Genomic DNA, 24,701 nt, shown 5'->3' with positions numbered 1-24,701 from the left:
CCAAACAATTCTTGTATACAGTTGTAACCAGGACTTGTTACTTCGCTTGAGCCTTACCCCATGAATCTTTGAGTCCCACGGTTCGGTTGAAGACGAGGTGTTCCGGCTTGGAATCGCGAGAATCCAGGCAGAAATAGCCCTGACGCATAAACTGGAATCGATCGTTCAAATTTGCCTTCGCAAGGGAAGGTTCAAGCTTCGCCTGTTTCACGATCATGGAATCCGGGTTCAGGTAGTTCAGGGGATCTTCTCCGTCCGGAACGTCTCCCGTATTTTCCAGCGTAAAGAGGTTATCGAAAAGACGCACTTCTGCATCGACTGCGGTAGAAGCGTTGACCCAGTGGATCGTGCCCTTGACCTTGCGTCCGTCCGGAGAGTCGCCTCCCTTGGTGGCCGGGTCGTATGTGCAGTGAACGGTCGTCACGTTCCCATCGGCGTCTTTTTCCACGCTGACGCATTTGACGAAGTAAGCGCCTTTGAGACGGACTTCGCCGTCCGGTTTGAGTCGGAAGTACTTTTTCGGCGGATTTTCCATGAAGTCGTCGCGTTCAATGAAGAGTTCCTTGCCGAACGGAACCTTGCGGGTACCCGCATTCGGATCTTCCGGATTGTTTTCGACATCGACTTCTTCGACCTTGCCGTCTTCCCAGTTGTCGATCACAACCTTGATAGGATCGAGAACGGCCATGGCGCGGCTAGCGGTTCTGTTCAATTCTTCGCGGATGCAGAAGTAGAGCAGGTTGATGTCGACCATGCTGTCTGCCTTGGAAATGCCGATGCGGTCGCAGAATTCACGGATTGAAGACGGGGTGTAGCCACGGCGGCGGAAACCGCAGACCGTCGGCATGCGCGGGTCGTCCCAACCCATCACGCGGCCACTCTTCACGAGTTCCAAAAGCTTGCGCTTGCTCATCACCGTGTAGGAGAGGTTCAAGCGGGCGAACTCAATCTGCTGCGGACGGTTTTTCAAATTCAAGGTTTCGAGGAACCAGTTGTACAGCGGACGGTGTGCTTCGAATTCGAGAGTGCAGATCGAGTGCGTAATCCCTTCAATCCAGTCCGAAAGCGGGTGGGCAAAGTCGTACATCGGGTAGATGCACCACTTGTCGCCGGTGCGGTGGTGCGTCGCATGCTTAATGCGGTAGACCGCAGGGTCACGCATGTTCATGTTCGGGCTTGAGAGGTCGAGCTTTGCTCGGAGCGTCTTTGCGCCGTCGGCAAATTCACCCGCCTTCATGCGGCGGAAAAGGTCCAGGTTTTCTTCGATGCTTCGATCGCGGTACGGCGACGGCTTCGACGGCTTACCTGCGTCATTGCCGCGGTATTCGCGCATTTCTTCCGGAGACAGGTCATCGACGTAAGCCTTGCCGAGCTGGATCAGCTGTTCTGCAAAATCATAAAGCTGGTCATAGTAGTCGCTAGCATAGTGCACCGGTTCTTCCCAGTTGAAACCGAGCCAATGCACGTCGTTGTAAATGGAATCGACGTATTCGGTGTCTTCCTTTGTCGGGTTCGTATCGTCAAAACGGAGGTTTGTCTTGCCACAGAACTTTTTCGCGGTGCCGAAGTTCAAGCAAATGCTTTTGGCGTGTCCAATGTGAATATAACCGTTTGGTTCCGGCGGGAAACGGGTCAAAACGTGATCGCGTTTTCCGGTCTTCAAATCGTCAACGATGATATCTTGAATAAAGTTGGTAGATTCCGGGATATCCATAATGTTCTCCAGAAGGGAATTTCATTTGAAAAGTTAGAAAAGGTTTGGCGAAAAAACTATATTCGTTGCGTATGATTTGTCCTTATTGCCACCATACAGAAGACAAAGTTGTCGATAGTCGCTCCAGCGGTCTTTCGATCCGTCGTCGCCGCGAATGCCTTGCCTGCGGAAGGCGTTTTACAACTTACGAATATGTCGAAGTTGTCCCGTTGACCGTTACAAAAAGGGATGGCCGTCATGAACCGTTCAAGCGGGAAAAGCTTATCTCCGGTATCGATGCAGCTTGTAAAAAGCGCCCCGTGAGCCGTCGCCTCATTGAAGAAATCGTGACTCGAGTCGAGAACGCTTTGATGACAAGTGAAAGCCAGGAAGTGCGCTACGATGAAATCGGCAATTTGGTGATGGAAGAGCTTCGCAAGATCGATGCCGTCGCCTATGTTCGCTTTGCCTCTGTCTATCGCGAGTTCAAGGAAGTTAACGAATTCGTGAAGCAGGTGATGCAGCTCGATCCGCCGGTCGCCAGTTCGGTCAAAGAAAAGTAGCCGTGAACGATTTTCAAAGCCTTCTTGAAAAAGCTTTTTCCAAGCGTTCTTCTCTTTTAGAATTGACCGATGCTTTTCGCGTTGTCAATGGCTCGGACGATGGATTTCCGGGCGTTGCAATCGACCAGTACGGAGATCGTTTTCAAGTTCAATATTTTGGCCCGGAACTGCTTTCCCGTGAGCATGAAATCGCGAAAGCGGTCAAAAAGGTTTTTGCTCCGAAATTTATTGTCTCCAAGTTCCGCCTTTCTCCGTCGGGTAAATCTTTGGAAAAGCCCGAAATGCATGTAGAACTCGGCAGCGAAACGAACTCTTCGACGGTTGTCCGCGAAGGGAATTGCCGTTTTCACGTAGACCTTCTCGATACGGTCAATCCGGGCCTCTTTTTGGACATGCGAGATGGACGCTTGGATGTAGAAGCCCGCGCCCGGGGAAAAGAAGTGCTGAACCTTTTTAGCTACACCTGCAGCTTTGCGGTGCACGCCCGTATCGGTGGAGCGACCCGTGCGGTCAATGCGGACATCAGCGGAAAAATTTTGGAAAAGGGCAGGGAGAATTACCGGTTGAACGGCCTTGAACCGTTGAAGGGAGAATTCTTTAAAGGCGACAGTCGAGAATATTTGGCGTGGTGCCTGCGCAAAGGCTTTAAATTCGATGGCGTTGTTCTTGATCCGCCGAGTTTTTCCCGGAACAAGGGAAAGGTCTTTTCGGTGAAAACAGATTTTCAGCCCCTGGTCGCCGAAGTCGCAGGACTTCTTGCTCCGGGAGCGTTCTTTCTCGCGAGCACCAATTACAGCGCATTTACGCCGGAAAGCCTTGCGAAAGAAACCTTGGCGACAGTCAAAGAACAATTCCCGCAGGCGAAAATCGCCTGGGCACGTGGACAGGGAATGGATTTTCCGGGTTCTGGCAAACGCAAGGAAAGCGCCCTTTCTGCTGTCATGATTGAAGTGGGGTAGTCGAATGAAATCCGTCCAGGTTCTCCTTTGTTTGGTTCTTCTTTTGTTCTGCACATCCGAAGCGGCAAAAACGTCGAAGTCCGGCAAGGCAAAAACGGCCAAGGTCGCAAAATTGAAAAAGTCGGAAGTGACGGATTCCCGCGACAAGCAAAAGTATCGTACGGTAAAAATCGCCGACCGCGAATGGTTTGCCGACAATCTGAATTTGAATGTGCCTAACAGTTACTGCTATGCAGAAGATGAAAACAACTGCATGGCTTACGGAAGGCTTTATACTTGGGAGGCGGCAATACAGGCTTGCCCTGCGGGATATCGCTTGCCCACGGACGAAGATTTTGAAAGCCTTTGGACCGCAGCCGGTGCGGACTTCAACGTCGCCTATCTTTTGAAAACCGATTATGGTTGGTCGGGCGAAACGAACGGCAACGATACTCTCAAATTCAGCGCCATGCCTGCCGGAAATCGCTTTGATGATGGCAATTATGGAAATTTGAGCAAGATCGCTTTCTTCTGGAGTGCAAGTGCTGAAGGCGAAGAGGCAAACGTTTGGTACATGAGTTCCAAATCGATGGGATTTTCCTATATGACAAAACCGAAAACCTTTGGGTTTTCGGTTCGTTGCGTCAAATAAAAATCAAATTTCGATTTTGTGATCTTTGAGCTTACGCCAAAGCGTGGCGCGGCTAATGCCTAAACGTTCTGCGACTTCCGTCTTGTTGCCTTTGCATACATCCAGTGCGTGCAGAATGTGGCGCTTTTCCAGTTCGTCGAGGGTGATGATTTCTTCCGGATTTCCGTAACCGATTGCTTTGACTTCGGAATTACTTTGTACGGATTCGAAAGGCTCTTCGTTCGAAGGAGAGTGTTTTTTCGGAGCGGGCAAAAGTTCTTTATTCTGGCGCAAAGGCTGCGAACTTAGTTCTTCGGGCAAGTCTTCTAAACGGATGGTTCCGTTTTCAGAAAGCACGATCGCGTGTTCGATAATGTTTTCGAGTTCGCGGACGTTGCCCGGGTAGTTGTAAGTCGCAAGCGCCATCTGAGCGGCAGGCTCGATTTTTTGAATGAGCTTGTTCTGCTCTTTTTCGAACTGGAGAATAAAGTACTTGACGAGGCTCGGAATCGTCGAACGGCGTTCTCTGAGTGGCGGTACGTTCAAATGGAACGTGTTCAGGCGGTAGTAAAGATCTTCGCGGAAGGTCTTGTTCGCCATCGCTTTCGAAAGATCCGCATTCGTAGCCGCAATAATGCGGACGTCCAAGTAACGTGTTTCGGTTTCGCCGACGCGACGGGTTTCGTGGCTCTGCAAAAAGCGGAGAAGCTTCACCTGCGTGGCGAGCGAAAGGTCTCCGATTTCGTCGAGGAAAAGGGTGCCGCCGTTCGCTTCTTCAAAAAGGCCTTTCTTGTCGGCGGTTGCACCGGTGAAGGATCCTTTTTTGCTGCCGAAGAGTTCACTTTCAACCAGGTTCTCCGGAATCGCGCTGCAGTTCACGGCGACAAACGGTTCGTTCGCGCGCTTCGAAAGACGGTGCACGATGCGGGCGATAAATTCCTTACCCGAACCGGATTCGCCCGTAATCAGCACGGAACTAGTCGTCGGAGCGACCTTGTTCAGCAGACGGAGAATCTTTTGCATCTCGGGCGTATCGCCGAGAAGGTTACCCAGCAAATGGTCTTGCAGTTCACGGTAGCTGCTCGAATGTTCGAGGCCCTGCAAATACTTTTTGGCGACATCTTCTAAGGTACGGACTTCGACCGGTTTGACGAGATACGAAGCCGCTCCATGGGAAAGGGCTTTTTCTGCTTCTTTCGCTGTGGATTGCGTACAAAGAAGAATCACCTCCGCATCAGGATTGTGCGATTTTAAGAAACTGATGACATCGACGTCTTTATGCAACAGCAAAGAAATATCGATAAAGGCAAAGTCGATGTGATTTTCTTCGATGGTGTTGAAAAGGGCTGTCGAGTTCAAAACTGTAAATAAAGACACATCAGAAAGGGACCACGTGGAAGTCACATGGTCTATCACCCTCCTGTCTGCGTCTGCCAACAGGACGTTCATCTGTTTGCTAATCCTTAAGCGTGAGATGCAACGATTTCGTCGACCTTGGCAATCAGGTCCTTGTAGTTAGGCGGCTTGGAGAAAATCGAAGACACACCAAAGTGACTTGCGATGTTCAGGTAGTCTTCCGAAGAAGTACGTCCGCCGCCGCTGATTGCAATAATGCGGTCGAGCTGATTCTTGTTGCGGTAGTCCAAAATCACTTCAAAACCATCCTGTTCCGGCATGATGATGTCGGTGATGACTACGTCATAATCCGTCTTGTCGTAAAGTTCTTTTGCCTTGCGACCGTCTTCGGCGGTATCCACGTCATAACCAGACATGCCGAGCATGTCCTTCAGAACGGAACGAATATCTTTTTCGTCGTCGATGATAAGTACTTTAGGCATTAAGAAATTCCTCCCATTTTTTTAGCAATAGGCCAATACAAGATAAATTTAGTTCCTTTTCCGATTGTTGTTTCCAGATTCAAATACGCACCGGCTGCTTTTATGAGTCGCATAGCGACTGCAAGGCCAATTCCCATGCCCTGACCCGGCGCTCGGGTCGTGAAATATGGGGTAAAGATGTGCTTGACCACATCGGGTGCCATGCCTACACCGGTATCCATGACCGAAACGTAGAGATACTTTCCGACAGGAATCGTAGAGAACTGGGTCACAATCTGCTCGGTGACTTCGACTTCGTGACAGCCATAGGTGAGCGTTCCGCCTTGCTTCATGGCGAAAATCGCGTTCTTGCCCATGTTCAGCATAATGCGGTGGAAGTCCGTCTGGTTGCCGAAGGCGATCATGTCGTCTGTCGCATTCTTGAGAATTTGAATGTTGTCTGGAAGCGTTGCGGAAAGCGCATTGCGCACTTCGTCGAAAACAAGTCCCACGTTGAAATTGACGGCGACGTTCTTTTGGTCGTCCTGACGTTCCCTAAGCTGGTCGTAGGTGCGTTTGATGAGTTCCGTTGCGCTTGTCAAAGACTTTTGCATATTGCCCAAGTATTTTTTTGTACGGGCGCAATCTTCAGATTTAGGAAGAGTCGCTTCGGCGAGATCGCGGTAGCCGATGATGCCGGCGAGCAAGTTGTTGAAGTCGTGGGCGAGACCGCCGGCGACATTGCTCATGTCTTCGAAGGTAGAAGCCTTAACGAGGTTTTCTCGGAGCTGGTTACGTTCTTCTTCGAGAGCGTGGAAATCAGTCGTATCTTCGATCAGGCCCAAAACGCCTTTGATGCGGAAGGCTTCGTCGTACAAAGGAACCACGGTATGCTTTTCCCAATGCTTCTTGCCGTTTTCGTCGATGGTTGTTTCGTTTTGCACAACAGTCTTGCCGGGGCTTTCCATCGCCTGGGCTTCTTGTGGGGTAAAAATCGGGTCTTCGATATGGCTTTTGATGTTTCCGCGGACGGCGATGTCCTTGTTGTTCTGCTGGGTGTAAGCGCCTTTCAAATTTTTAGCCCAGAGGCGCGACGGAAGATTGTTCAAGAGGGAATTCAAGAAAATCTGTTGCTGCTGGTAGAGCTGTTGCAGGTTCACAATGCGCAGTCGGATGGAATCGCGTTCGTCGTTGAATTCTGCCTGCAAGCGGGAGAACCTCTGCTGCATGTCGTTGTTCTTGCGAAGGTCTCGCAGAAGCGCCTTGTAGCCATAGAGGATTCCATTCGAGGTGAGCGGGGTAATCGTGATTGTCGCTGAAACGGAATTGTTCTTGAGGTAAATCGGGATGTTGTTCATCGGTCCGAGCACAGTGATGTCCGGAATGAATTGGGTAATCGATTTTTGCAGAAGCGCTTTTTCACCGACGCCAAAAAGCTTGCAAGCCGCACGGTTTGAAAGTTCAATCTTTCCTTTGGAATTCAAAATGAGAATGCCTTCATCGAGTTCCTGAATCACATGCTTCAAGGACTTCGGCATGTCGATGCCTGTTCGGGCAAGAATTGTGTTGGCTCGGTACAGGAAGAGGGTGATGATAAAAAGGAAAATGGAAGCGCTTTCGCCGTAGATAAAAAGTCCCAAGGCCGGAAGAATCGCGTCCATGATAAAGCCTGCAATGATTGCAGACATCTGCGAAACGAAAATAGAACGGAAAATCTTTTCCGCATGGGTGGTATGCATCTGCTGATAAGAAATAATTGCAGAAAAGAATACCGGAATAATCAAGAAAATTAAAATGGCGATGTTTGCAAGAACCGAGTTTGCGGCTGTAAAGCCGTACCACGTCGACACGATACCGGTGTAAAATTTACCCGCAAAGCCAGTAATAAGGCAAAAAATTACGCCGATGAAATTCCAGATGTTGAGAAATATGCGGACCTTCCGCCAAATCGGTCTCAGATTTTCACCCGCCATTCCGTAAACAACACGGAAAATCGCATAACCGTACTGTACCCAGCAAAGGACGCCTAGAATGTAGATCGTATAGCGGATTTCATCGGAAATATAAACGCGGGGGAGCTGTTCAATAAACGCAAGAACATTCCATAAAATGTTTAGAATCAGCAGGTAAATCAGATTTCTTTGAAGATGCTTTGCAAACGTATTCGAAAGAGTCGTCGAAAGAATCATGGGAAGCAAAACAATGCAAGTCAGAAGGGCGATAAACCCATGCAAAAAGTGAATGCTGAATTTAAATGCTTCCATTTTTGAAAAATTCCCTACCGAAATAATTTAAGAAAGTACGCCAGAAACGACGTACTTTAAATTTAGTAGAAAAAGAAAATTATTGGATGCGACGGATGCCGAAAGTTTGCGTCTTGGTGTAGCTATCCTTCGACGAGAAGCGCTTGACCGTTTCGTCGTCCAGTTCGGTATTCGGAATGAACTTCGCTCCGATATCGATTTTCGAAATATATGCGCCTGTACCGATGGCGCGTCCGTTTTCCGAGGAAAGTCCCTTGGTGCAGTTCGAGAGCCACTGCAAGCGCATCACGACCTGGTTATCGCTCGACAGATATGTCGGCGTCAGGTTGAAGTCGCGGTCATAACGGTTTACAAAGGTTCCAAGGTTCGTGTAGAACGGCATATCGACACTGAGAAGGATCGATTTCCATGCCGGATCTTCACCGAAGCTTGTGCCGCGCGGAATACCCATATCGATGACATAAAGCATTCCGTCAAATTGGTAGGCGTTGGTATCGACGCTTTCCACGAGTTGATCCTTTTTGTAAATATCCCATTTGCGCGTTTCCTGGTTCAAAACGATCAGGCGGAACGGTTCCTTTGCTTCGGTACAGGTTTCGGACATGGACGAAGAAATGTCGGAAATCGGATGTGCCGGGTGGACATCGAACGTAATCTGCGGATTGCCCGAACCTACAACGGTTGCCCAAGGATTTTCAAGCGACGGCTGGTTGCCGTTCTTGTCGAGGAAGAGGCTTCCGTCTTGCGGTGTGAAGCGAATACGGTCGCCTTCCTGGACTGCGGTTTCCGAGCTCTGCTCGTAAAGCATGTTGAACGTGTTCGAGCCAAGAGTCCAACGGTAGGCGCGGACGTTTACCGGACCGCTGCGTTCACGCTGGATCAAGTCCAAAGTCGAGTCTCTGACGACAAGCGGTTCACTCGCTTCGACAAGGAGCGAAACAAAGGAACCCGCTTCGTTAATCGTTCCGGCGACAATTACAGGACCTGTCTTGTCTTCGGCGAGAGTGGAATCGCTTTCGTAGTTTGCGCCGTTACCCTTGTGCTGGGTCAAGAGGCCTGCGCCGACGATATCGCCTCCCTTCGAAGAAATCCCCGAGTAGTTGCCGTTCGTGTTGCCGAGCTTAAATGCAGGGTCGAGCTTGATCGTCGCTGCGGTTCTTTCGGAATTCCAGCTAAAGGTGTTCGTCCAGAGTGTTTCCGGAACGGCACTGCCGAAGATCACCGAGACGCTGTCCGGCGCATGACGGCTGTCCACTTCCTGTGTGAATTCGGCAAAGACCTGGTCGGCGAGGCCATCGCCGTCGCTGTCAGTAATGCTTGCGTACTTGAGCGGGATAGGCATAATCTTCAGCGTGAACGTGAGAATCGGCTGCGAGCAGATTGTCGAAATGCCATTGCCCGATTTGTCTGTAATCGATGCAGAGGCGAGCAGCTGACCCTTCATGCCTTCGGTGATGAGAGAGTTGCCATTTGCATCAAAGGAAATCGTGTATTCCCAAACGTTCAAGGATTCGTTGTAAAGTTTGGAACTTGTAACGCTTGGGGTGATGTCTAACGGATTCCCGCTTGCGTCAAACAGGGCGAGCGGCCACGCGAGACCTGGTGCAGAAATCGGTTCCGAGAACTGGAGGTAGACTCGGTCCACCGTGGCGGTATCCAAACGTTCTAAAACGGAAAGCGAAAGAAGCGCGGGAGAAATGCCGTCCTGGTAGTAATCGGTGTGCGTTTTCGTTTCGCCGCTGATGTTGCTTTTGAGGGTGATGAAACCTTCCGGGTTCGTATACACAGAAAAGTCCTTTGGGGTAAAGTGAATCGTGATCAGCGAATCCTGAGTATCTGCACTCGAAACGGTAATCGTATCGCCGCGGTATTCGAAGGAGACGGAGCTAAAGCTCTGTTCGCTCTGGTAGGAAGCGGTCAAGAGAATCTGCAACTGATCCGGAATGTTGTCGCAGTCCGAGTCGAGCATCCTGGCATAGTCGATGATCGGCCAAGGGGGAAGTTCTTCAATCAAAAGGACTGCCTTTGCGGAAGTGTAATTGTACTTGGAACTCGAAGAAATCGAGCTTGCGTACAGAATCGTTTCGAGAGGCGTATCACTGGTGACGTAGAAGGTCGCGGTGCCGTTCACCAGAGTTAGAGACGTCGTTGAGATATCCGCTGTCGCCGAGGTGTAGAAAAACGCGGAACCGTTTTCGACCGAGAGTGAAATCGTGATGTCGTCATCCGTAATGACCGCTCCGGTAGAATCGTGCAAAGTCACGATCACCTGGGCGCGCTTGCCGATATAAGCCTTGGCGGTATCCTTGTTGAATACAAGGTAACGCTTTTCGAGCGGAGTCACAATGGAGTCCCATTCCACATTTGAACGGACAACCTTACAGGCGCAATCGTAACTGCCCTTGGCGTTTGCACCGTGATTGTGCCAAGAGACCCAATCAATCATGTTGTTGCCGTAGGCGAGGTTCTTGGAAATCGAGAAAATATAATCGTCGTACTTGTTCACGTACTGCGTATTTGAACTGAAGTAAGAAACGCCGTTGCCTTCGAAGTCGTCGAGGAAGCCCGACGGAGAAACGGTGCTTTCTCCGCTGTACGTTGCCGTATTGACCGTATCTTCCTTGGACGTTGCCGGGGATTCAAACGGGGTCACGAAATCGAGCGTGATGGTCCGGGAAATCGAAAGATCGCTCGAAGAGGCGTCGTAATCAGGCGGGTAGCCGTAGATGTGCGTGCCGTGGTAGAAGATCGTTACGTACGGATCCTTTGTATAAGCGGTTTCTGTGACGCCGTTTACTTCTTCGAGGAAAGAAGATTCCGATCCCGTGTAAAGAGGCCCCTTGGTGAGGTCAATTCCTGCAAAGTATTCCGGATCCGTGGAATCCGTATGAGCGCGCAGCGACCAGGATCCGTCCAAATCTCCGTAGGTGGCATTTGTAAACTGCATTTCAAACTGGAAGCTGCTCGAAACGCCGATAGTGCCTTTCAAGGTAATCGGCAAGTAGTATCCTCCGCTTGTCGCGTCGAACTCTGCTGCACCATAGGCAAGCGACATCGACGAAGTGTCGTCGTAAGAGACCTTTACAAGCTGTCCCCAGCCTGTTGCAGAAACGCTCTGGTTCAAGTAGAAACGAAGTTCCACGTCCGAGTAGGGGAGCGTATCGCTGTTCGTTACGATCACAAAGAACGTGTTGCAGCTCTTCCAGTCGGTGCAAGAGGAATTCTTTTTTGCGGGCTTCACGTAAACGCGGAAATCCACAAAAGTCGCTTCCGAAGATGTGGTAAAGCTGTAGTGCGAACCGGAATTGTTTTCGGTCGTCGCACCGGACACCACGTCAAAGTAATAGGTTTGACCCGGATCGAGATCGGTGAGGATCGCTTCATGGAAGCGAACCGCCTTGCCGGAATCCGCTATGGTCGAATTCGAAAGCGCAGCGGAAGAGGTGCCGTACTGTACAAGACCCGTCATGGCGACGTCTCCCGTCCACCAGTAAATGTGGGCGCTGTTGTTCGTCACCTGGCAAATCGTCACCCCCGAAATATTGACCGAGGTCGTCGTCTGCGTCCAGGAATACCACAGACCGTGATTGTCGTCGGTTGTATAATTCTGTTTTACGTCATGACCGACGAGGTAGAAGTAGTAAGTCGTTCCTGCGGTAAGGCCTGTAATCGTTACCGAACCTCCGACGCCCGCTGTTGCTGTCACGGAGTCTACCTTGGCTGCGTCGGTAGAGGTTCCGTAGTAAACGGTCACGATCGCTCGTTCGTCTGTATTCCAGCTGATGACGGCAGATGTATCCGTGATGGCTGTTCCCGCAATATTCGAGAAGATCGGCCCGTCGACATCTTCCGGAACTTTTTTGGAGAGGCTCAGGCCAGGAATCACGAACTGGGCTGAGAAGTCGATGCAGGTTTCAGTGGCGGTGTAGTCGTTCCAGTCGTCCTTCAAAGTTTTTTCCGGAGCGGAGCCGCCCATGAGAGCGCCCTTCGGGCAGGTGTATTCATATGGCATGCCGCCTGCATTATAGCCGTCCGGGTTTGCGGCGCGGTTATGCGGGTGGTTTTCATTACGGGTTCCTGTGCCCATGATGAAGGAAAGACCCCATGGATTTGCGCCCATGTTGTAATAGAAGTTATCGAGTGCAACGTTCAAATACTGTTCATCGCCAGTCATGTCGTAGAGCATGAATACGGCGTTTGCGGCACCCATGTTGTAACGGTTAAAGCCCCAGTCGCTCGAAGTCCAAACCAGGTTGTACGGAGGCACAATGGTAAAGGATCCGTAGGGGTTTGTGCTGACGGTGGAATCGCCCTGTGTTCCGTCGTCGGTCAAGCGGGTCATGGTCGCAATGATGCGAGTCAAAAGAGTGTCGCGTTCTTCGGAAGAAATGCCGTAGCTTTGGGCCTTGGCCACTGTCGGAAGAATGAGCTTATCGAAAGCAAAAAGCACATAGGCGTGGATGTTTTCATAGTCCGTCATCCAACCGCCCGGATAGAAGCCGCTCGTGTGGCCCATGTAACCACCGCGGAAATATGGAAGGTTGTATTTGTAATTGCTTGCGTTGTTGTTAATCGCCGGATTTTTGTAAAGGTCGTATGCGTAAGTGGTGTCCTTCGTGGCATACCAAAGGGCGAGGGCAGCGGCCGCTGCGTCGTCATAAAGCGGACCACCGCCGGTATAAAAACCTTCGAGATTATCGGTATTCTTGCCGTCCGGAGCGTATTTTGCAATGATATTCTTGTAAATATCGGCGGCGGCTGCAATCAAAGAATCCGAATAGTTGTCGTCTTCATACATTTCCCAGCCAACGGCAAAGAAGGCCATCGCAGCGGCAAACATGCCCGCCGCGTTCGTACCGATCCCGGCCGCGACAGGTCGCGGAGCGCCGCCTTTGGCGGGGCTCTGGGCATCTTGATGCTCAGGCACATCCCAGAACTGATGGTCAGCAGAACTGACAGCAACGGAATGATACATGTCTCCCTGTTCAATCAAACCGTCGGCCTTCGAAGCTTTATACATCTTGTAGATCCAGTCCACACCGATCTTCGCTTCCCAAAGAATGTCCGGAATGCCGTCCGTCGTCACCGTGTCCGCATAAGAAGCGCCAAAACGGTCTTCCGCACGTTCGGAATATACATTATATGCAATCGAAAGCACGAAGGCTGCATAACCGAGGGTCTGGCTCACCTTGAAATGGTCTCCGCAGTCATGCCAACCGCCGCTCAAATCGAAACCGATCGCGGAACCGTCTTTTGTATGGCAAGCTCCGTGAAGATGTGAATTTGTATTGCCGCAACGTTGAATTCCAAAGAACTTCAAGGTCGTTTCAAAGACCGCGTTGAAAATGTATTCGTTGATGATAAAGTTAAAAGAGGTGTCTTGGCCGACAACGATAAAGTAGGTTCCTGGTGCACTCAAGCCCGAAAAATCAGCACTGTAGAGATTTTCTGTTCCCGAAGAAGTGGTATCGCCAAATTCATAAACCGTATGGATAGAGGAGAATGCTCCATTGACCCAAATGCCGGGCTTTGTCCAAGTTCCTAGCGGTGTCAGGTTGCCTTCCCATGCAGATGTTCCGCTCGAAGCGTCCACTACCTTGAACGTCATCGCTGTCGGTTCTGCGACAAAGGCGAACTTGTGATTATCCGAGGGACGGAAACCGATCTGGTTTACACGGATTACGGGGCGGTCGTAAACGTTCAAACTGTCGAGATAACGACGGCTGCACGTGTCACAGGTAAAGTCGATATTGGGAATGCGATCGTCCGCAAACAAAAGCGCGGCAAACGTTAAAAGCAGAAAAATGAGGCGTACCATTGGGGACTCCTTTTTAAAAACCCAAACCTTCAAATTACCAACACACCTATTCCAAAAATACCTTTTTTAGAATCCCCAAAAAATGAATTTCCAAAGTGGGGTAGGAGAATCTGTTCCCGAAGTGTTTTCAAAAACAAAAAGGAAACCGAATGACTCGGTTTCCTTGGAATTGTAAGGATTCGGAAACGAAGAGGCTATTTGCCCTTGACGCGGCGGAAACCGAAGGTCTTCGTTTTGCTTGCAGACTGCTTTTTCGTCTGTCCCTTCTTGTACTTGCCGTTTGCGGTGTTGCCCACAGCGACTTCGTTTGCCTTGAAGGAGAAGTTCGAAATGTAAGCGCCTGTGCCGATGTGGCGGCCAGCTTCCGAGAACGGAGCAATTCCATCATGCGTGACCCATTCGAGGCGGAGCTTGATTACACCGTCGGTACTCATGGCGGTTTTTGCGATATCCGAAAGCGTGAACGAGTAGGTAGTCTGCGCGACAAGGCTACCCGTGTTGCTGTAGATATCTGCGGACATCTTGAAGGTTGCCTTCCAGGCTTCTTCGCCAAGGGAATCGAGCTGCAAGAGCAGCGGAATTTCGACATCGATATCAAAGGTCGGGCCGCCGTGGATGTATGTCAAGGTGTCGTAAGTCACCGGGATAAGTTCATGCAACTTATTCTTACCTGAAGCGATGAGCGTTTCCTTGTCGTCCACCAAGTAGGAAAGGCGGAAGCTTTCGTCGCGCTTCGGGAGATTGCCTGCATAGAGGTCGTTTTCTGCCGGGACCGAGGTCACGCCCGCGAGCATGTGAACCTTGAAGGAGATTTCTTCGATGTCGCCCTGCACAAGGATCCACGGGTTTTCTTTGCCTGGGAAGTTCGATGAACCATCGCTTGCAATGGAGTATTCCGTACCGATCGGGAGACGGATGTAGTCACCGACATGGACTTCGTTTTCAGAACCTTCGTCTGCGTAAGAGAACGTCCAAGTCGTACCCGTATTTGTGAGCTTGCCTGTATTGGTGAACCAGTAGAGACTTTCGTCACGGCGCTTCTGCAGGTAATTGGTGCCCGTAGCAGCGGAATTGACATTCATCGGTTCTGAGAGGTTCACACGGAGAATGTAGAAGGATTCTGTCGGCTTCGAAATCGTTGCGCTCAAGATAATCGGCGGACACTTGTCGTAAAGGGTTGCCGTATTGTCGTCGAAGAAGCCTCCGAGCGAACCCTGGCGCGGCAGGATCATACCGTTGCCGTTGCGGTTTCCGTAGGTCTTCTTATTGAACGTATCACCGGTAATCGCGAGTCGGATTGCCGTTATGGTACTCTGGACCGAGTCGATACCGATCGTATCGATTGCCGGGACAAACGTCGAATCCTGAGTGGTCACGTAGCTTTCGCAAATCTGCGACAGGTGAGATATGGTGTCAATTTTTTCAATCGCGCCTTCGGTTGTGAAGGTTGTGTCAAATTTGTCGTAAATCACCACATCCTTATAGCTCGAGCAGATCTTCTTTTCAGAACCCTTGATCCAGGTTCCGTTTGCAGAGTCGATCTTCGTAATGTACTTGGCAACCTTTTCACCGTAAACGGTGTCGAGAGCCCAACCGGAGCTCGGCATTGGGAATGCCATATAGACTTCCGGCTTGCCCCAGTACACGTCAATCGTGTCGAGCATATCCTTTTCACGGAGAAGCTTCGTGAATTCGATATAGATTTCATCCGGCTGACCATCGCCTTCGTTGTCGATGATATTTGCATACTTCACAGGAACCGGGCGTACAGATTCAATAATCGTGACGGCCCCGTTACAATCGGAGAGGGCATTCGTCGCCAAGTCGACAACCGAGAAACCAGCCTTAATCACGGCCTTGTAACCCTGCTTGATGAAGTTGCCTTCGGTATTGCCTTCGACCACGTATTCCCAGATTTTGCCGTTGTCGGAAGACTTGGCGCTGATTACCTTGATCGTGCTCTGGTCAATTTCTGCACCTTCGCTGTCGTAAATGGCGAGCGGCCAAGACGATGTGCTCATGGTAATGCGTTCCGAGAATGCGATACGGAGCGTATCCTGGACATTTTCGTGATTTTCGTTTTCAAGAATGGCGACGCTTATGAGGTTCGGAGCGATGCCATCGGTAATCGTCTTTTCCGATGACTTCACAACTCCGTCTTCTGTCATGTAAATCGTAGCCTTACCTGCCGGAGCCGCACTCTTCGGAATACCGAGGCCTGCAAGCGAGAAGTTCGCCGTTGCACCGATGACCTTTTCCGAGGGCGTCACGAGAATTTCCGTTGCGGCGGTCGTGCTTGTGGAATCAAGAGAAAGGCGGACGCTGTCGAGCTTGATCGAAGATCCATCAAACTGGCTACCGCTGAAGGTAATGGTCATTGCGTCTGCCGTTGCATCGCAATCTGCATCCGTGAGAATTGCCTTCTGCGGGATCGGAGTCGTTGGATCGGCGAAGAATGCCTGAGCCGTCGAGTCTTCCGGATCTTCTACGTCAATGTAGACGACCGTTACCGTATCGCCGCCGAGGAGCGAAACGTTCGGGAGGCTTGCGTCTGCCGAGTTCACAGCAGAGAGCCATTCGCTTTCGAAGTAGCCGAGAGTTTCATTCTTACGTTTCAAGGTTACTTCAGTGGAATCGCCGGTACGGGAATTGTGGAACATCACATGGATCGATTCGTTCGGCGCATTGTCCTTATCGCTGACAAAGACCTTGAACTTCATCGGATCGTCCGTCACCGGGCTCGACACAGAAGTTCCATCTTCGCGGAGAAGCTGGATCTTGCCTGCGGTACGGTCACCCTTGCTGAACTGCACATAGTAAGTACGGTTTACAAATGCGCAACCACCGTTTTCAAGACATTCGGCGCAATCCGGATCCGGACCTGCGAAAATCGTCACGTCAATTTTGTTCGTACCGATGCTCATCTTGACCGGAATGTTCAAGTCAAAGCGACCGGTTGCATAGTTGTACACGGCTGCGTTCGAAAGCTGATCCTTGGAAAGGGCGACACCGTTTACCCAGATGGCGGTCACATAACCGTTTTCCGAAATGGTAGCGTTGCCCGTCAGGTGCATGGTGCTCGTGGTAGAGTCAATCTGGATGTAAGAGCCATTTGAAACGTTGAACGGTTCGTTGAAGGCGACAGAAATTTCGTAATTTGCGCGCTTCGTTGCCATTTCCGAATAAGATGGGCTGAAACCGACCACGAATTCGTCCTTGCGGTAAACGACCACATACGGGTTCACCGGAGCTTCGTCCTGGTCGCCATCATCCTTGCCCCAGACCGGCATACCGGCATAATCGGCTCCGTCGATATCGCGTTTATGCGGAGCCCAGGTCCAGTCGCCCGATGTCGCGGACATGCGTTTTTCAGGAGCGGTACGGAGCGGATCGCACTTGCCGTTCTGGTAAAGACCCCTGGAGAAGCCTAAGTCCATACGCATACGGGAAGAAGACTTGATGGTCGTCGATCCGAGCGGGATAGGAATGTACCAGTCGTAGGTTCCCGTTGCGGAGTTGTAAGTATCTTCAAGCTTCACCGGAAGGGCGCCGCGAAGAAGGTCGCGGATTTCGCGGTCGGTTTCGCACGGCTTGTTAAAGCCTGCTTCGTCATAAGCTTGGCAAATATCCAAGTCGAGCAAAAGCGGGCAAGAACCCGGTTGGTTGTTTTCTCCGGCTAGAGCTTCGATCTGTTCCGGCTTTGCTGTCACATAAAGGCGTAAAGTCAAGCTATCGAACTGACGATCTTCATTATTGTAAATGTTGATGTTCAAGAAGTCAAGACCGCCGAATTCATACTGGTATGTACGGACTTCGAAATCGTAAGATGTCACCGGGGTCGTAAACTTGAGCGGCATGCCTTCATCGTCTGTGCAGCGGATCGAGGTGTTGCTCTGGACGCAGTAGTAGTAAGTCGTCTGTTCCTTCAAACCGCCGAACTTCACATAATGGAAGCTGGTCGGAATACCCGAAACGTCTGCGTTTGCTTCGAAGTCACAGGTTCCGGTCGGGGATGTTGGGCAGGTCATCTGGTCGTAAGAAGTCAAAAGCGTATCCCAATAAACCTTGGATTCATACTGGCCATTCGGCGTGTACCACATAAGTTCTGCGCTGTCGGCGGAGAGGTTACAAACCTTGATGTTCTGAATGTTGGCGTCAGCCGGCGGGCTCACGAGAGTCGTGAACGAGAACGGCGTGCTCGTGCTGTCGACAAGCCACTTGGTGGTATAGGCTTCACTGCGAGCGTTGATTGCAATCACCTTGAAGTAGTACGTCGTACCGTTGGCGAGGCCCGTCATGTGAACTTCATGGCTCACCGCGTTCACCGTATCCTTGAACATCTGGTTGAACGGACCGGTTTCGCTTGTGCTGTAAAGGATCATCGTCGGACCGCGCTGGTCTTGAGCTATCTTCACAATGGCGGAATCATAGCCGACGTAGCGGATTTCCACATTCACTTGTTCAGGAGCCTTGGTGCGGTCTTCTTCCTTCACAGCGACTGCGCAAGATGCGACGAACATAGCGGTAGCATCAATACAGGTTTCCGAAAGGTGATAATCTTCCCAGCTCATGGTGCTTGGTGCCCAAGCGTTACCGTCCGAAACACTCGGAGTGACACCGCCGAAGAGAGCGCCGGTCGGAGGATTATACTTGTAATTTGCACCCGGCATGTTCTTCCCTTCTGGATTCGATGCACGGTGGTGCGGGTGAGCGTCGTTCTTATCGCCGACGCCGAGGAGGAAGGATACATCCCACGGGTTCACGCCGAGCATGTAGTTCAGCTGGTTGATACCGAGCTTTTTCATCTCGGCGGATTTCCAACTCTGAACGCCTTTCTGGGGGAGCTTTACGCCTTCGAGATCCTTGGTCACATCGGAATAGGCGAGAACTTCAAAAATATTGCCTGCCTGGTAACGGTTGTAAATCCAGGTCTGGTCGGTCTGCATGTTGTACCAGAGGTCGCCATAAGAGACCGGTGTTGCACCGTTCAAGGTCGGGATTGTCACACTTTCGGAACCTGAACCGCCGAGATAGCTGATATTGGTTCCCAAAATCAAGGCGACGTTTTCGGCGTACTTCAAACGGGTCGTGTTGTCGATGCCGTACTTGAGACCGGTAGCTTCGTCTTTGAGGAGCATCTTGTAGAAGCCGTATAGCGTGTAGGTGTAAGCGTTTGCCCAGCTCGTGTTCTTGCTCGACTTGCGCATACCGTCGCGGTTCCAGGCCATCCAACCACCGTTGAAGAAGCCGACGGAAGCTTCCTGTTCTACACCGATCGTCTTGTCTTCGACCGCATCGTTCAAATAATCCATGACCTTCGTATCTTCGTAGGTCGCATAATGGAGTGCGATTGCGGCAATGGCCAAGTCGTCGTGGGATTCGTTGTTGCCGTTATAAGCGGCGCTAGACCAACCGTCCGCGACCGTGTTGTAAACATAAGGCTTTCCGTCGTCATAAGTTCCCGGGCCAAGGCCTTTTTCCTTGAGCTTCAGGTTCTTGGCGAAGTCATACATTTTCTTTGCAACCATCAAGCAGCTATCGGCAAAAGGCTTGTCGTAATCCTGATAATCCTTACCGAGAATGGCAAGGCCTGCAGCAATCTGACCGGAAATGTTCGAACCGAGTTCGCCTAAGCGCAAGTCGCGTTCATGTGGGCCTCCACGACCCGTAAGAGTTGTCGGGAGAGCGTCCTGGTTTTCTGGGCGACCCCACCAGCCGTGGTCCGCACCGAAGTTACCGACAGAAACGACCATGTTGTCGATGACGCCGTTTGCAAAGACATAAGAGCGCATGAAGAAGTCGGCACCGTGTTTCGCTTCGCGGAGAATATCCGGAATGCCATCGGTATTGACTGTTTCGCCCATATTGTAAGCGTAATTATCTTCATCGCGGTCCGGGTTCGAAGCCGCCATCACAGCAAGCACCATAAAGGCGTAGGCTTGAGTCTGGGATTCCTTCAAATGGTCACCGCAGTCGTACCAGCCGCCCTGCAGAGCGCCTTCTTGTGGAGTAAAACCTGTCACAGCGGCATCGCCGCTTACAAAAGAACCGCCGCCATCCTTTGTATGGCTTGCGTCGTGGAACCAGGATTCCGAATTGCCGGAACGGTTAATGCCGTAGAACTTGAGGGTCGCATCGCGGACCATCGAGTAAACTTTATCGCTGATAATAAAAGTGGAGGAGTATTGGTTTAAAACTTTTACGCGGTAACGGGTATCGGTTGAAAGGCCCGCCATTTGGGCAAGGTTACCGATGCAGACAGTTCCCGAAGGACCGTCTTCTGCCACGGAATAACGCTTTTGGTTGTTTGTTGCGGCATTTGTTCCAGCGATAATTGTCCAAGAAGAAGAGGTCGTTTTGCCGGTGCTAGTGAAGGCGCCTCCTTCGGCGACAACGTTACCTTCCAGATCGACGACCGAGTATGTTTCGGAGCATTTGCCGTCCGACACATAGTAGAACTGCTTTTCAGTATCTTCCGGAAGGTAGCCCGCCTGGTTGATACGGATACGACCGATACGGACGTTCTGGGCGTCACGGTAAGCCTGGTTCAAGGAGTCCGGAATGATGCCGTTTGGGACAAAGTCCTGCGGAACAGAGCCGACTGCAGGGACTGGATTGTGCTTTGTTTTATTCGGAACGTATTGGCTAAAGCTTTCCACCGTACCGCCGTCATCTGTTGCGGATGTATCCCATTTCATCGGCCAAATCGGACGAATCAGGTCATAGGGGGTCGGTTGTTCTTGCTCTACGGCAAAAAGAGCGGCAGAAAAAAGCAGTATAAACGCAAAAACAGGCACAAAGGCTCCTTTTTTAAATCCAAATACAATCCCGCCCTAAAATAACTCTTTTCATAGGGCGCTGAACATTCGTATTAAAAATATTACATGCAAATGCTAGGGGATAGAGTATATATTTGGGGCTATGAAATTGACCGGTTGTTTACAATTTTTGCCTTGGATTGGTGCATCTGCGCTTCTTTTTGGTTTAGCGGGTTGTGGAAGTGATTCCGGTTCGGGATCAAACGACCCGGAATATTCTTCGGCTTTAGAAGCTTCATCGGCTTCGACGGGTTCTTCGTCAACCTCGACAGGCGGATCGAGTGGATCTACGGCTCTTTCGAGTGCTTCTACGGCTACGTCTTCTGCTGCATCGGAAACGCAGAGCAGCGAAGAACAGTTGAATGAAGCGCAGAAGGTGGTGAACGGTTCTTGTGGGCCGGAAGCGGCAACAATTAATAAAGGAGAACTCGCTACTTGGAAGTTCTATCGCTCTTCGGGCGACCTTTATGAACAGATTCTCGCTCCGTTTGTTTGGGTTTTTGAAGGCGTTTCTTCGGCAACGATTCAGGGCAACGGCATGCAGACGGTGAACATTCGCTACGAAGAGGCTGGCTCTTATGCCACCTATTTGAGTGTCGATGGAAACGAAATTGCTTGCGATTCGATTCAGGTGCAGGGAATTCCTATTACGGTAAATTCTTGCGTGCCGAATACTTCGACTGCAAAAGCGGGCGAGACGATTACATGGACGGTGGATGCGACTTCCGAATCGGAGATTACCGGCTACACTTGGACTTCGAGCTATGGCGATGTCGTTAGCTCGGGCACAAGTGGTTCGATGGTTGCAACCTCTTCGATGCACAAGCAAAACGTGACGGCGAAGGTTGCCGTTTCGAATGCGGATAAGTCTGTGGTGACATTCAGCTGCGATCCGGTTGCCGTGGTGGATCCGGAATCGGTGGACCTGGTTTTGCAGTTGGGTAGCATCAATGATGCAGATCACTATGGGGAAACGGTGCTTCCGACTCTTCCGGATTCCTTGTTCATTCCGGCTCAGACCGCGACAACGGTCCAAATTCCGGCTGGAGCCCCTGCAAATTGTACGGTGGGTTGCAAACCGCGTGTGAGCTCGGATTACATGAACCTTCAGGTTTATTGGGATTCGGATGACGCCTTGAGCGGCTTTGCCTACTTTAGCCCGAGCGGTTGCGCAGCTGGCAAGAAGTACACGGTGACGACTTCGGTGACCGCAATCTGCGTGGTGAACGCTCAGTAGTTCGCAGCTTCTTTAGATCTAAAAAAAATCCCGGGCGTCCGCTCGGGATTTTTTGCTTCGGCTGCTCCCTTGCAATGACAGTGGAAAAATCTCCACATCCTTCCATTCACAAAGTTTCCTTAGAATTTTCCCTACGATTTCCCGTTTCTGGTTGTAGAGTATCTCCCTTCGGAACTTTGGTGCAAACACGATGTGGTACTTGCAATTCCATGTGGTATGTGCTGTCGATTTATTTCTATCATTCATTTTAAATCCTTTGTGATTATTGTTACGCAGTTGGCAGACCGCATTTCAATAATCGTCAAAGGATTTTTTCATGACCGCCAGAAGGCTTCTTTAGAACCACCAGCCCAGCTGGTGGTTTTCGGTTTATACAAAAAAGCAAAAAAGCAAAAAAGCAAAAAAGCATATGACGGGTGTCATACGCTTTTTGATAATCTTTAACTTTGGAAAGTTTAACGATTAGTCCTTGCCCGTGAAGATAATCACGAGAACGCTTGCGATGAAGGCAGCGCTCACGACGATGAATTCAAGCGGGTTTTCCATAATGGTCTGACCAGCGGTGCGCGGTTCCGAGTTGCTTTCGGCTTTCTGTTCTGCTTTGGCGGTATCAGCCGGAGCAGCTGCAGCGGTCGTGTCTGCAACAGGAGCCGCTGCGACAGTGGAATCTGCCTTCGTGGTGTCTGCCGGAGCGGCCTTAGCTTCGAGAACTTCTGCGGTATCTGCCTTGGCGGTATCAGCCGGAGCAGCTGCGGCGGTCGTGTCTGCAGCCGGAGCAGCGGCGACAGCGGCAGCGGAATCTGCCTTAGCTGTGTCAGCCGGAGCGGCTTCAGTCTTTGCAGTTGTGTCTGTTGCGGCCGGGGCAGCTGTTTCCGCAGCCTTTGCTGTGTCTGCGGCAGCCGGAGCGGCTGCTTCGGTCTTAGCCGGTTCAGCGGCCTTCTGTTCTGCGGTCGGAGCGGTTGCTTCGGTCTTAGCCGGTTCAGCGGCCTTTTGTTCTGCGGTCGGAGCGGCTGCTTCGGTTTTAGCCGGTTCAGCGGTTTTTTGGTCAGTAGCGGTTTCTGCAGCAAAAGCGAATGCGGAGAGCATCACTGCAGCCAGGAGAGTTTTCTTAAGATTCATTGTTTTCCTCTTTTCTTTGGATAAAGTCGGGGCAGTGCTCCTGCCTATTCCGTTTGAAAAATAACTCTTCTCTTTGGAATGTGGTAAAAGATTTTTCCGAAATGCATGAAAATTCTATCTTCTATATGCATCTATTTTCCCAATTAGAGGTTTCTATGGCATTTAAATACGAAGCAACCGTTCAACACGGCGCAGATACCACCGAATACGTGAATCTAGGTAAGGAAGGCGTTTCCGTTACCGAGTTCGAAGGCAAAAAGATTTTGAAAGTTTCGAAGGAAGCTCTGACGAAAATCGCGCAGGCAGCTTTCGAAGAGGTGGAATTCTGCCTCCGTCCTGCACATACGGCCAAGGTTGCCAAGATCCTCCAAGACCCAGAAGCAAGCGACAACGATAAATTCGTTGCCATGACCATGCTCAAGAACGCTTGTGTTGCTGCAAAGGGAATACTCCCGTTCTGCCAGGATACGGGTACCGCTATCTGCGTTGCTCACAAGGGCCAGCAGGTTTGGACGGACTGCGATGACATGGAAGCGATTTCCGAAGGTGTTTACAACGCTTATACAACCCGAAATCTTCGTTACAGTCAGATCGCTCCGCTTTCGATGTACGAAGAAAAGAATACCGGCTGCAACCTTCCGGCTCAGATCGATATTCACGCCGAAGAAGGCGATGAAATGAAGTTCCTCTTTGTGGCCAAGGGTGGCGGTTCGGCTAACAAGACTTATTACTGGCCGATGACCAAGGCACTCCTCAACCCGAAGTCCTTGGAAAAATTTATCAACGAAAAAATCAAGACATTGGGTACCGCAGCATGCCCTCCGTACCATTTGGCGATTGTCATCGGCGGTACTTCTGCCGAAATGAACACGCACACGGTGAAGCTCGCTAGCTGTGGTTATTACGATGATCTTCCAACTTCCGGTAGTGAAGGCGGTCGTATCTTCCGCGATATCGAAATGGAAGAAAAGGTGATGCACATGTGCCAGAATACGGGCATCGGTGCTCAGTTCGGCGGTAAATACTTTGTGCACGATGTGCGCGTGATTCGTTGCCCGCGTCATGCGGCAAGCTGCCCGGTTTCGATCGGTGTTTCTTGTTCGGCGGACCGCAACATCAAGGCGAAGATCGATGCAAATGGCCTTTGGCTCGAAAAGATGGAACACCATCCGGAAAACTACATCCCAGAGGGCAACGTGGTGAACCTTGCACCGGCTGTCGAAATCGACCTCGACCGTCCGATGAAGGACGTGCTCGCCGATCTTTCCAAGTACCCGGTCAAGACCCGTTTGAATCTGAAGGGAACGATGATTGTGGCTCGTGACATGGCTCATGCGAAGATTGCAGAGATCTTCGACAAACAGGAACGCGGCGAAGAACTTTCCGATATCGAAAAGAAGGTAATCGAAGTTGCTTCGAATCATCCGATTTACTATGCGGGTCCAGCAAAGACTCCGGATGGCATGCCAACCGGGAGCTTCGGTCCGACGACCGCTGGCCGTATGGATCCGTACGTTATGCGCTTCCAGAGCAAGGGCGCTTCCTTGATTATGGTGGCTAAGGGTAACCGTTCTCAGGATGTGACGGACGCTTGCAAGAAGTACGGTGGTTTCTTCCTCGGCTCGATCGGCGGTCCGGCTGCGATCCTTGCAGAACAGAATATTCTTTCGAACGAAATCGTTGCCTTCCCGGAACTCGGCATGGAAGCGATTCGCAAGATTACAATCAAGGACTTCCCGGCATTCATCCTCGTGGATGACAAGGGTAACAACTTCTTTGACGGACTCCTCTAATCGCAAAGGC

The 24,701-nt window shown here is 50.9% G+C and carries 13 protein-coding genes and 1 pseudogene; 6 read left to right on the top strand and 8 right to left on the bottom strand.

The features are described from left to right. Positions 1-37 precede the first annotated feature (37 nt). Complete coding sequence (locus BGX16_RS14135) at positions 38-1,714, bottom strand: glutamine--tRNA ligase/YqeY domain fusion protein (RefSeq protein WP_100426637.1); 1,677 nt, start codon at positions 1,712-1,714, stop codon at positions 38-40. Between the two features lie 71 nt (positions 1,715-1,785). On the opposite strand from BGX16_RS14135, the gene nrdR reads away from it, so the two are divergent. From nrdR to BGX16_RS14120, 3 genes are read left to right on the top strand one after another with little or no spacing between them, the layout of a single operon-like run. Beyond that, a complete protein-coding gene (gene nrdR / locus BGX16_RS14130; protein WP_100426636.1) occupies positions 1,786-2,256 on the top strand; it encodes a transcriptional regulator NrdR in 471 nt (156 codons plus the stop codon). 2 nt (positions 2,257-2,258) lie between these two features. After that, positions 2,259-3,215: a class I SAM-dependent rRNA methyltransferase gene (locus BGX16_RS14125; RefSeq protein ID WP_100426635.1), complete on the top strand. Its 957-nt coding sequence runs from the start codon at positions 2,259-2,261 to the stop codon at positions 3,213-3,215. Positions 3,216-3,219: 4 nt separating this feature from the next. Next, positions 3,220-3,846, top strand: coding sequence for a fibrobacter succinogenes major paralogous domain-containing protein (locus tag BGX16_RS14120; protein WP_100426634.1), 627 nt, complete (start codon positions 3,220-3,222; stop codon positions 3,844-3,846). Between the two features lie 3 nt (positions 3,847-3,849). Here the strand turns inward: BGX16_RS14120 and BGX16_RS14115 are convergent, their stop codons facing one another. The 5 genes from BGX16_RS14115 to BGX16_RS14095 all read right to left on the bottom strand — a co-directional run bounded on the left by BGX16_RS14115 (position 3,850) and on the right by BGX16_RS14095 (position 20,521). Further along, on the bottom strand, positions 3,850-5,274 hold the full coding sequence (locus tag BGX16_RS14115) for a sigma-54-dependent transcriptional regulator (protein WP_100426633.1): 1,425 nt from the start codon (positions 5,272-5,274) through the stop codon (positions 3,850-3,852). Positions 5,275-5,288: 14 nt separating this feature from the next. After that, entirely contained in the window at positions 5,289-5,663 is a 375-nt protein-coding gene (locus BGX16_RS14110; protein ID WP_100426632.1) for a response regulator, read from the bottom strand. Beyond that, positions 5,663-7,906 (bottom strand): ATP-binding protein, encoded by a 2,244-nt coding sequence (locus tag BGX16_RS14105; RefSeq protein ID WP_100426631.1) that lies wholly within the window; start codon positions 7,904-7,906, stop codon positions 5,663-5,665. Before BGX16_RS14105 ends, BGX16_RS14110 begins: the two co-directional genes overlap by 1 nt. 79 nt (positions 7,907-7,985) lie before the next feature. Further along, positions 7,986-13,724, bottom strand: coding sequence for a glycoside hydrolase family 9 protein (locus tag BGX16_RS14100; protein ID WP_100426630.1), 5,739 nt, complete (start codon positions 13,722-13,724; stop codon positions 7,986-7,988). Between the two features lie 194 nt (positions 13,725-13,918). Beyond that, positions 13,919-20,521 (bottom strand): glycoside hydrolase family 9 protein, encoded by a 6,603-nt coding sequence (locus tag BGX16_RS14095; RefSeq protein WP_100426629.1) that lies wholly within the window; start codon positions 20,519-20,521, stop codon positions 13,919-13,921. 124 nt (positions 20,522-20,645) lie between these two features. Here BGX16_RS14095 and BGX16_RS14090 point away from each other — a divergent pair, with 124 nt between their 5' ends. Beyond that, positions 20,646-21,779: a hypothetical protein gene (locus tag BGX16_RS14090; protein WP_100426628.1), complete on the top strand. Its 1,134-nt coding sequence runs from the start codon at positions 20,646-20,648 to the stop codon at positions 21,777-21,779. A gap of 87 nt (positions 21,780-21,866) precedes the next feature. Here the strand turns inward: BGX16_RS14090 and BGX16_RS14085 are convergent. Further along, positions 21,867-22,025: pseudogene (locus BGX16_RS14085) on the bottom strand (transposase); the annotation flags it as partial. 12 nt (positions 22,026-22,037) lie between these two features. Here BGX16_RS14085 and BGX16_RS14755 point away from each other — a divergent pair. Continuing rightward, complete coding sequence (locus BGX16_RS14755) at positions 22,038-22,223, top strand: hypothetical protein (protein WP_157798079.1); 186 nt, start codon at positions 22,038-22,040, stop codon at positions 22,221-22,223. An 18-nt stretch (positions 22,224-22,241) separates the two neighbouring features. Here the strand turns inward: BGX16_RS14755 and BGX16_RS14080 are convergent, their stop codons facing one another. Next, on the bottom strand, positions 22,242-22,898 hold the full coding sequence (locus tag BGX16_RS14080; protein ID WP_100426627.1) for a hypothetical protein: 657 nt from the start codon (positions 22,896-22,898) through the stop codon (positions 22,242-22,244). Positions 22,899-23,053: 155 nt separating this feature from the next. Between BGX16_RS14080 and BGX16_RS14075 the strand changes: the two genes are divergently transcribed. Beyond that, positions 23,054-24,691, top strand: coding sequence for a fumarate hydratase (locus tag BGX16_RS14075; RefSeq protein ID WP_100426873.1), 1,638 nt, complete (start codon positions 23,054-23,056; stop codon positions 24,689-24,691). The last annotated feature ends 10 nt before the right edge of the window (positions 24,692-24,701 follow it).

Source organism: Hallerella succinigenes (genome assembly GCF_002797675.1).
Classification (GTDB): Bacteria; Fibrobacterota; Fibrobacteria; order Fibrobacterales; family Fibrobacteraceae; genus Hallerella; species Hallerella succinigenes.
Note: the sequence above shows the minus strand (reverse complement) of the source record. Positions and strands in the feature narration are given on the sequence as shown.